Origin of the sequence: Nocardioides xinjiangensis (assembly GCF_017916455.1) — a bacterium.
Lineage (GTDB): Bacteria > Actinomycetota > Actinomycetes > Propionibacteriales > Nocardioidaceae > Nocardioides > Nocardioides xinjiangensis.
The window spans coordinates 522,702-530,428 of record NZ_JAFMSY010000002.1; the positions used below are offsets into that span (position 1 = coordinate 522,702).

A 7,727-nucleotide genomic window follows, 5' to 3' on the forward strand; every position below is an offset into this window, starting at 1 on the left:
ACCCGCGACGAGCTGCCCCGACCCGGCACAGTGGTGGTGTGCTCGTCATCGTCGCTCCCGGTCAAGGGGCCCAGACCCCCGGTTTCCTCTCGCCCTGGCTGGAGGACCCCACGTTCGCGGCCCGCTTCGACTGGCTGGCCACCGTCGCCGGGATCGACCTGGCGCACTACGGCACCGAGGCCGACGCCGAGACGATCCGCGACACCAAGATCGCCCAGCCGCTGCTGGTCGCCACCGGCCTGATCGCCGCCCTGGACCTCTTCCCGCACCCCGCCGACGCGTTCGCGCGGATCGGCGCCGTCGCCGGCCACAGCGTCGGCGAGCTCACCGCGGCCGCGGGCGCCCGTGCCATCACCGCCGAGCAGGCGATGGTCCTCGTCCGCGAGCGCGGGAACGCGATGGCCGCCGCCGCGGCGACCACGGCCACCGGCATGACGGCCGTGCTCGGCGGCGACCGCGAGGAGGTCCTCGCCTCCATCGAGCGCCACGGACTGACGCCCGCCAACGACAACGGTCCGGGGCAGGTCGTCGCCGCGGGCACGATGGAGCAGCTCGCCGCCTTCGCCGAGGAGCCCCCGGCGAAGGCCCGGCTGATGCCGCTCAGCGTGGCCGGCGCGTTCCACACGAGCCACATGGCGCCGGCCGTCGACCGCCTCGCGGGGCTCGCCCGGTCGGTCTCGACCCACGACCCCCGCACCCCGGTCATCTCCAACCGCGACGGGCAGGTCGTCCACGACGGGCGCGAGGTGCTGCGCCGGATCGTCGGCCAGATCGCCAACCCGGTGCGCTGGGACCTCTGCATGGAGACCATGGCCGACCTCGGCGTGACCGGCATCCTCGAGATGCCGCCCGCCGGCACCCTGACCGGCATCGCGAAGCGGGCGCTCAAGGGCGTGGAGACCTTCGCCCTCAAGACACCCGACCAGCTCGACGCGGCACGGGAGTTCTGCGACGAGCACGGCGAGGCGTCGATGATCGAGACCACGCCGACGTGGCGCATGGTCGTCTCGCCCGCCAAGGGCACCTTCCACATCTCCGCCGAGGCCGCTCAGCTGCACCTGCTCGCCCCGGGCGCCACGATCGGTGCCGTCGCCAGCCTCCGCGACCGCACGGAGATCACCGCCCCGCACGGCGGCTCGGTGGTCGAGTGGCTCGTCGAGGACGGCGACCTCGTCGCGCCCGGCCAGCCGCTGCTGCGCCTGCACCCCGAGGCGTCCCTCTGATGGCCACGATCAACGCCCCCGCCGGCGCGGCGCACGCCCGCATCCTGGGACTCGGCGTCTACCGGCCGTCCCGCCTGGTCCCGAACTCCGAGGTGGTCGACGCGATCGACTCCAGCGACGAGTGGATCCAGCAGCGCTCGGGCATCAGGACACGGCGCTTCGCCTCGCCCGAGGAGACCGTGCAGATGATGAGCGTGGCCGCCTCCCGGCAGGCCCTCGAACGCGCCGGCATCACGGCCGCGCAGGTCGGCTGCGTCGTCGTCGCGACGGTCAGCCACCTGCTGCAGACGCCCGCCATCGCCCCGGCGATCGCCACCGAGCTCGGCACCGACCACGCCGCCGCGTTCGACATCTCCGCCGCCTGCGCCGGCTTCTGCCACGCGGTCGCGCTCGGCTCCGACATGGTGCGCGGCGGCAGCGCCCGCCACGTCCTGGTCATCGGCGTCGAACGGCTCTCCGACATCACCGACATGACCGACCGCGGCACCGCCTTCATCTTCGCCGACGGGGCCGGCGCGGCCGTGATCGGTCCGAGCGACGTCCCGGGCGTCGGGCCGGTGGTCTGGGGCTCGGACGGGGAGCAGTACGACCTCATCCGCCAGCGCGAGGACTGGCGCGACGTCGTCGGCAGCGACCAGGAGCCCGGGTCCGGCGTGATGCCGCACCTCACCATGCAGGGCAACCCCGTGTTCCGCTGGGCCTCCTTCACGATGGCGAAGGTGGCGCAGCAGGCGCTCGACGCCGCCGGCGTCAGCGCCGAGGAGCTCGACGTCTTCGTGCCCCACCAGGCCAACATGCGCATCATCGACGCGATGGCCCGGTCGATGAAGCTCCCCGAGCACGTCCGCATCGGCCGTGACATCGCCGACCAGGGCAACACCTCGGCCGCCTCCATCCCGCTCGCGCTCGACCGGATGATGCTCGAGGGCGACGCCCGCAGCGGCGACACCGCGCTGCTCATCGCCTTCGGCGCCGGCCTGGCGTACGCCGCCCAGGTCGTCACCGTCCCCTGACCCCTGCACCACCCACAACAAGAAGGGAAGGCCCATGGCCACCACCGAAGAAATCCGCGCCGACCTCGCCGACATCGTCAACGAGGTCGCCGGCGTCGACGCCGACGACGTCCAGCTGGACAAGTCCTTCGTGGACGACCTCGACGTCGACTCGCTCTCCATGGTCGAGGTCGTCGTGGCCGCGGAGGAGAAGTTCGGCGTGACCATCCCCGACGACGAGGTCAAGAACCTCAAGACCGTCGGCGACGCCGTCGCCTACATCGAGCGCGCCCAGGGCTGACACCCCGGCACGTCGCGGGGGCCGGCGTCCACGCCGGCCCCCGCGACCCGGGCCGCTCCTCCACCCCTGCGAACCACCCACCGCCGCGAGAAACGGAACCCCATCTGATGCCCTCGACCCGCGTAGTCGTCACCGGCCTCGGCACCACGTCCCCCGTGGGGGGTGACGTCGCCTCCACGTGGCAGGCCCTGCTGTCGGGGACCTCCGGCATCGCGCACCTCACCGACGAGTGGGTCGAGCAGCTGCCCGTGCGCATCGGCGGCCGGGTGGCCGTCGAGCCCTCCGAGGTCCTCGAGCGGGTCAAGGCACGCCGGCTCGACCGGTCCAGCCAGTTCGCCATGGTCGCCGCCGACCAGGCCTGGGCCGACGCCGGCCTCGACGGCGCCGGCCTGGAGCCCGAGCGCCTCGGCGTGGCCGTCGCCTCCGGCATCGGCGGCGTCACCACGCTCCTCGAGAACTACGACGCCCTCCTGCAGAAGGGGGCGCGGCGGGTCTCGCCGCTCGCGGTGCCGATGCTCATGCCCAACGCCCCGGCCGCGAACGTCAGCCTCAAGTACGGCGCCCGCGCGGCCGTCCACGCCCCCACCTCGGCCTGCGCCTCGGGCAACGAGGCCATCGCGATGGCCGTCGACCTGATCCGGCTCGGCCGCGCCGACGTGGTGATCGCCGGTGGCACCGAGGCCGCGATCCACCCGCTGCCCATGGCGGCGTTCGCCAACATGATGGCGCTGTCGAAGAACGCAGCCGACCCCACCACCGTCTCCCGTCCCTGGGACACCGCCCGCGACGGCTTCGTCCTGGGCGAGGGCGGCGCCGTGCTGGTCCTCGAGTCCGAGGAGCACGCGCGTGCCCGCGGAGCGAGGGCGTACGCCGAGGTCCGCGGCGCCGGCATCAGCAACGACGCCCACGACATCGCCCAGCCCGACCCCGAGGGCCGCGGCGGCACACGCGCCATCGCGATGGCCCTCCGCGAGGGCGACGTCGACCCGGCGTCGGTCGTCCACGTCAACGCCCACGCCACCTCCACGCCGAAGGGCGACATCGCCGAGGGCCTGATGCTGCACGCCGTCCTCGGCCAGCACGTCGACCGGTGCGTGGTGACCAGCACGAAGTCCATGACCGGCCACCTGCTCGGCGGGGCCGGGGCGCTCGAGGCCGTGGCCACGGTCATGGCCCTGCACGACCGGGTCAGCCCGCCGACCATCAACCTCGACGACCTGGACCCGGAGGTCGAGCTGGACATCCCCACCTCCAGGCGCGACCTCCCGCAGGGCGACATCGTCGCGCTCAACAACTCGTTCGGGTTCGGCGGGGCCAACGTCGCGGTCGCCTTCGGGAGCCTCTGATGACCACCACCGCCGCCACCACGGCCACCGCCGGCAAGCCCGCCAAGCTCCCCCGCGAGCAGGACCCGCGCAACCCGGTGCACCGGCTCACGGCGCTCCTCGACGAGGGCACCCTCGAGCTCATCACGCCCGACGACGAGTCCGGGATGCTCGCCGCCGTCGGCCGGGTCGACGGCACGTCGGTCGTCGCCTTCTGCAGCGACGCGACCGTCATGGGCGGCGCGATGGGCGACGTCGGCTGCCGCGTCGTGGTCGACGCCTACCACCGCGCGATCACCGACGGGGTGCCGATCATCGGTCTCTGGCACTCCGGGGGCGCCCGGCTCGCCGAGGGCGTGCTGTCCCTCCACGCCGTCGGCCGCATCTTCCAGGTCATGACGCAGGCCTCCGGGGTCATCCCGCAGGTGTCCGTGGTCCTCGGTCCGGCCGCGGGCGGCGCCGCCTACGGCCCGGCGCTCACCGACGTCGTGATCCTCGGTCCGGAGGGCCGGATCTTCGTGACCGGACCCGACGTGGTCCGCTCCGTGACCGGTGAGGACGTCGACATGCTCCGCCTCGGTGGTCCGGAGCCGCACGGGCGCCGCTCGGGCGTGGTGCACATCCTCACCGAGTCCGAGCGCGAGGCGCTCGACAAGGCGCGCACGGTCGCCTCGCTGCTCGGGGCCCAGGGCAGCCTGGCCGCCGACTCCGTCGAGGACCGCGACCTCGGCGCCCTCCTTCCCGAGTCGAAGAAGCGCGCCTACGACGTGCACCCCCTCGTCGAGGGCCTGCTCGACGAGGGCACCATGCAGGAGCTCCACGCCCGCTGGGCGCCCAACATCGTCACCGCGCTCGGCCGCTTCGGCGGCCGGACGGTCGGTGTCGTCGCCAACAACCCGCTGCGCCTGGGCGGCTGCCTCGACTCGCTCTCCGCGGAGAAGGCCTCCCGCTTCGTGCGGATGTGCGACGCCTTCGGCGTCCCCCTCGTCGTGCTGGTCGACGTGCCCGGCTACCTCCCCGGCGTCGGGCAGGAGTGGGACGGGGTGGTGCGCAGGGGCGCCAAGCTGCTGCACGCCTTCGGCGAGTGCGTGGTCCCCCGCGTCACGCTGGTGACCCGCAAGACCTACGGCGGCGCCTACATCGCGATGAACGCCCGCTCGCTCGGAGCCACCCGCGTGCTCGCGTGGCCGGGCGCCGAGGTGGCCGTTATGGGCGCGGTGGCGGCCATCCGCATCCTGCACCGCCGCAAGCTCGCCGAGGTCTCGCCCGAGATCCGCCCGCAGGTCGAGGCCGAGCTGGCCGCCGAGCACGAGCGCATCGCCGGCGGCGTGGACAAGGCCGTCGAGATCGGGGTCGTCGACGAGGTGGTCGAGCCGACCCGCACCCGCAGCGCCATCGCCCAGGCGATGCGCCACGAGATCGACACCGCCGGCGTACGCCGGGGGCGCCACGGCAACATCCCGCTCTGAACCGGCGGCGGGTCGGCACGTAACGTACGTCACATCCCGGTCGTTGACCCTCCGAACCCCTCGGAGGTGCCATGTTGTCGACCCTGCTCGCCTCGGCGGTCGTCACCGCGGGCGGCGTGCTGCCGGTCCCGCTGCCGCCGCTGCCGACGGACCCGGTGCCGCCGCCCACGGCCGAGGTCCAACAGGTCGAGGTCTCCGGGACGCTGAGCGCAGCTGACGGCCGCCTGAGGCGGGGGTGCAAGGACTACCGCTACGCCTACGCGGTCGTGTCGGAGTCGGAGGACTGGACGTTCGACATCACGCTGCAGGACCGCTTCGACAGGGGCGTCAACTCGCAGTCGCTCCTCGGCCCCTACGACGACGAGGCGGGCGTGCTCACCTACCGGCTCTGCCGGCGGGCCACGTCGCCGGGGCGCTTCACGCTGACGGGTCGGCTGACCGCCTACGAGGGGACGTCGAAGGAGACGTCCGTGACGGTGACCGAGAGCTTCCGGTTGCGCAGGCGGAACCGCTGAAGGTCAGACCACCTGGTGCAGCCACCGCACCGGTGCGCCCTCACCGGCGTGCCGGAAGGTCTCGAGCTCGTCGTCCCACGGCTTGCCGAGGAGGTTGTCGATCTCGATCAGGAGCGTCGTGTCGCCCAGGGCGGCCTTCACCACGGCTGCCTTCAGCCGGTCCTCGGGGATCAGGATGTCGCCGTGCGGGCCGGTGATGGCGTGGAAGATGCCCAGGTCGGGCGTGCACGAGAACCGGGTGCCCTCGGTCGAGCTCGTCGGCTCCTCGGTGATCTCGAAGCGGAGGTGGTTCCACCCCCGCAGCGCCGAGGCGACCGCCGCGGCGGTGCCGGCCTGACCGCTCCACGACAGCTCGGCGCGGTAGGTCCCCGGCTGGGCGGGCTGTGGCGTCCAGTCGAGCGACACGGCGACGCCGAGCACCCCACCGACCGCCCACTCGATGTGCGGGCAGAGTGCGGAGGGGGTCGAGTGCACGTAGAGGATGCCCCGCGTCGCCGGACCGTCCGGGCGGGAAGCAATGCGTGTGGTCACCTAGACCTCCTTGAGTTCCAACGCTCCAGATGCGCCTTCCCCAGCGTTCTGTCGTCAGTGCTCAACGAGAGTCGAGTGACACCTATGTGATTATGAGCTCCATTGTGACCGAAGTGGCGCCCGAATGCCAGCGCCCGGGCCGATCAGTCCTGGCGGCGCTCGAGGAGGTCGGCACGAGCCGCGGCGTCGGTGAGCTCCTCGGAGTCGATCGCGTGCGTGCGGTGGAACCACGCCAGGGCGTCGGCCTCGCGGCCGGCCGCCTCGAGCGTGTCGGCGTACGCGTAGCGCAGCCGGACGACCCACGGGGCGCGGCTCTTCGACGTCAGCGGCGCGAGCTCGAGCGTACGGAGCGCGGCGTCGAGCTGGCCCATGTCACGCCGGGCTCCGGCCTCCACCAGCGTCATCTCCGCCTTGGCCTCGGAGCTGAAGTTCGCGACCGAGGGGCTCTTGGCGAGCTTGATCGCCTGCTCCGGGTTGCCGAGGGCCCGGTGGCAGTCAGCCATGATCGGCAGGTAGTCGGTGGCGCCGTTCATGCGCTTCGCCGCGCGCAGCTCGGCGAGCGCCTCGGCGTAGTGGCCCGCGGCGTACGCCGACTCCCCCGCCGCCTCCCGCACCACGGCGATCCGCGAGGCGCGCGCCCGCGCTGCCAGTGCGTGCTGGTAGGCCAGCTCCGGGTTCTCGTCGATGTACATCCCGGCTGCAGCGAGATGGCGAGCCACCCGTGCCGCGAGCTTCTCGGGCAACCCCTTCAGCTGCGCCCGGACACCGTGGTCGAGCTCGGCGCCGGTGATCCCCTCGGGCAGGTCGGGGCCGTCGTAGGCGGCCTGGTCGGCGGTCCGTGGCCGCTCCTCGGCACGCGGGCGGAACGCCCGCTGCTGCGAGCCCGACGGCTTCCGGCCGTCGGACGGCCTGCCACCGCTCCTGCCGCCGGCGGGCTTGCCGCCGGTCGGCTTGCCGCCGGTCGGCTTGCCGCCGATCGGCTTGCCGCCGGTCGGCTTGCCGCCGGTCGGCTTGCCGCCGGTCGGCTTCCCGCCGGTCGGCTTCCCGCCCTGCTGGCCACCGCGCGAGGGTGCGCCCCGGCCGCGGGACGGCTCTCCGCCGGACGGCCCACGCCGGCTCGCGCCCGAGCCACCTCGTGCCGGTCGCTGTCCTCGACGGTCCTCGGCCACAGCCGCACTCTCCTTCTTCAGCTCGACGACGCTCCGCCCGTCCCGGGTGCAACGGTACTCACCAGCGCCGCCAAATGGCGCAGGGGCCACCAGATCACTGGTGGCCCCTGCCAAATGTATGTCCGGCGGCGTCCTACTCTCCCACAACCTCTCGGTTGCAGTACCATCGGCGCTGAAAGGCTTAACTTCCGGGTTCGGTATG

At 73.1% G+C, this 7,727-nt stretch carries 8 protein-coding genes and 1 rRNA gene; 6 read left to right on the forward strand and 3 right to left on the reverse strand.

The window, feature by feature from the left end:
* Positions 1-38 precede the first annotated feature (38 nt).
* From J3P38_RS13420 to J3P38_RS13445, 6 genes are all read left to right on the forward strand, one after another.
* Positions 39-1,223: an acyltransferase domain-containing protein gene (locus J3P38_RS13420; protein ID WP_210504011.1), complete on the forward strand. Its 1,185-nt coding sequence runs from the start codon at positions 39-41 to the stop codon at positions 1,221-1,223.
* Positions 1,223-2,236 carry a beta-ketoacyl-ACP synthase III gene (locus tag J3P38_RS13425; protein ID WP_210504012.1) on the forward strand — a complete coding sequence of 338 codons (1,014 nt, stop codon included), beginning with the start codon at positions 1,223-1,225 and terminating at the stop codon, positions 2,234-2,236. Before J3P38_RS13420 ends, J3P38_RS13425 begins: the two co-directional genes overlap by 1 nt.
* Before the next feature lie 34 nt (positions 2,237-2,270).
* Positions 2,271-2,516, forward strand: a complete 246-nt coding sequence (locus J3P38_RS13430) for an acyl carrier protein (protein ID WP_129456799.1) — start codon at positions 2,271-2,273, stop codon at positions 2,514-2,516.
* A gap of 107 nt (positions 2,517-2,623) precedes the next feature.
* A complete protein-coding gene (gene fabF, locus J3P38_RS13435) occupies positions 2,624-3,862 on the forward strand; it encodes a beta-ketoacyl-ACP synthase II (protein WP_210504013.1) in 1,239 nt (412 codons plus the stop codon).
* Positions 3,862-5,310 (forward strand): acyl-CoA carboxylase subunit beta, encoded by a 1,449-nt coding sequence (locus J3P38_RS13440; protein ID WP_210504014.1) that lies wholly within the window; start codon positions 3,862-3,864, stop codon positions 5,308-5,310. The genes fabF and J3P38_RS13440 overlap by 1 nt, the downstream gene beginning before the upstream one ends.
* Positions 5,311-5,381: 71 nt before the next feature.
* Positions 5,382-5,825, forward strand: a complete 444-nt coding sequence (locus J3P38_RS13445; protein WP_210504015.1) for a hypothetical protein — start codon at positions 5,382-5,384, stop codon at positions 5,823-5,825.
* 3 nt (positions 5,826-5,828) lie between these two features.
* Here the strand turns inward: J3P38_RS13445 and J3P38_RS13450 are convergent, their stop codons facing one another.
* The 3 genes from J3P38_RS13450 to rrf form a co-directional block, all read right to left on the reverse strand.
* The gene (locus tag J3P38_RS13450; RefSeq protein ID WP_307807905.1) at positions 5,829-6,356 is read right to left on the reverse strand and encodes a DUF3145 domain-containing protein; all 528 of its coding nucleotides are present in this window, start codon (positions 6,354-6,356) and stop codon (positions 5,829-5,831) included.
* A 143-nt stretch (positions 6,357-6,499) separates the two neighbouring features.
* Positions 6,500-7,525 (reverse strand): tetratricopeptide repeat protein, encoded by a 1,026-nt coding sequence (locus tag J3P38_RS13455; RefSeq protein ID WP_210504016.1) that lies wholly within the window; start codon positions 7,523-7,525, stop codon positions 6,500-6,502.
* A 120-nt stretch (positions 7,526-7,645) separates the two neighbouring features.
* Positions 7,646-7,727: ribosomal RNA gene (rrf, locus tag J3P38_RS13460) — 5S ribosomal RNA — on the reverse strand; the annotation flags it as partial.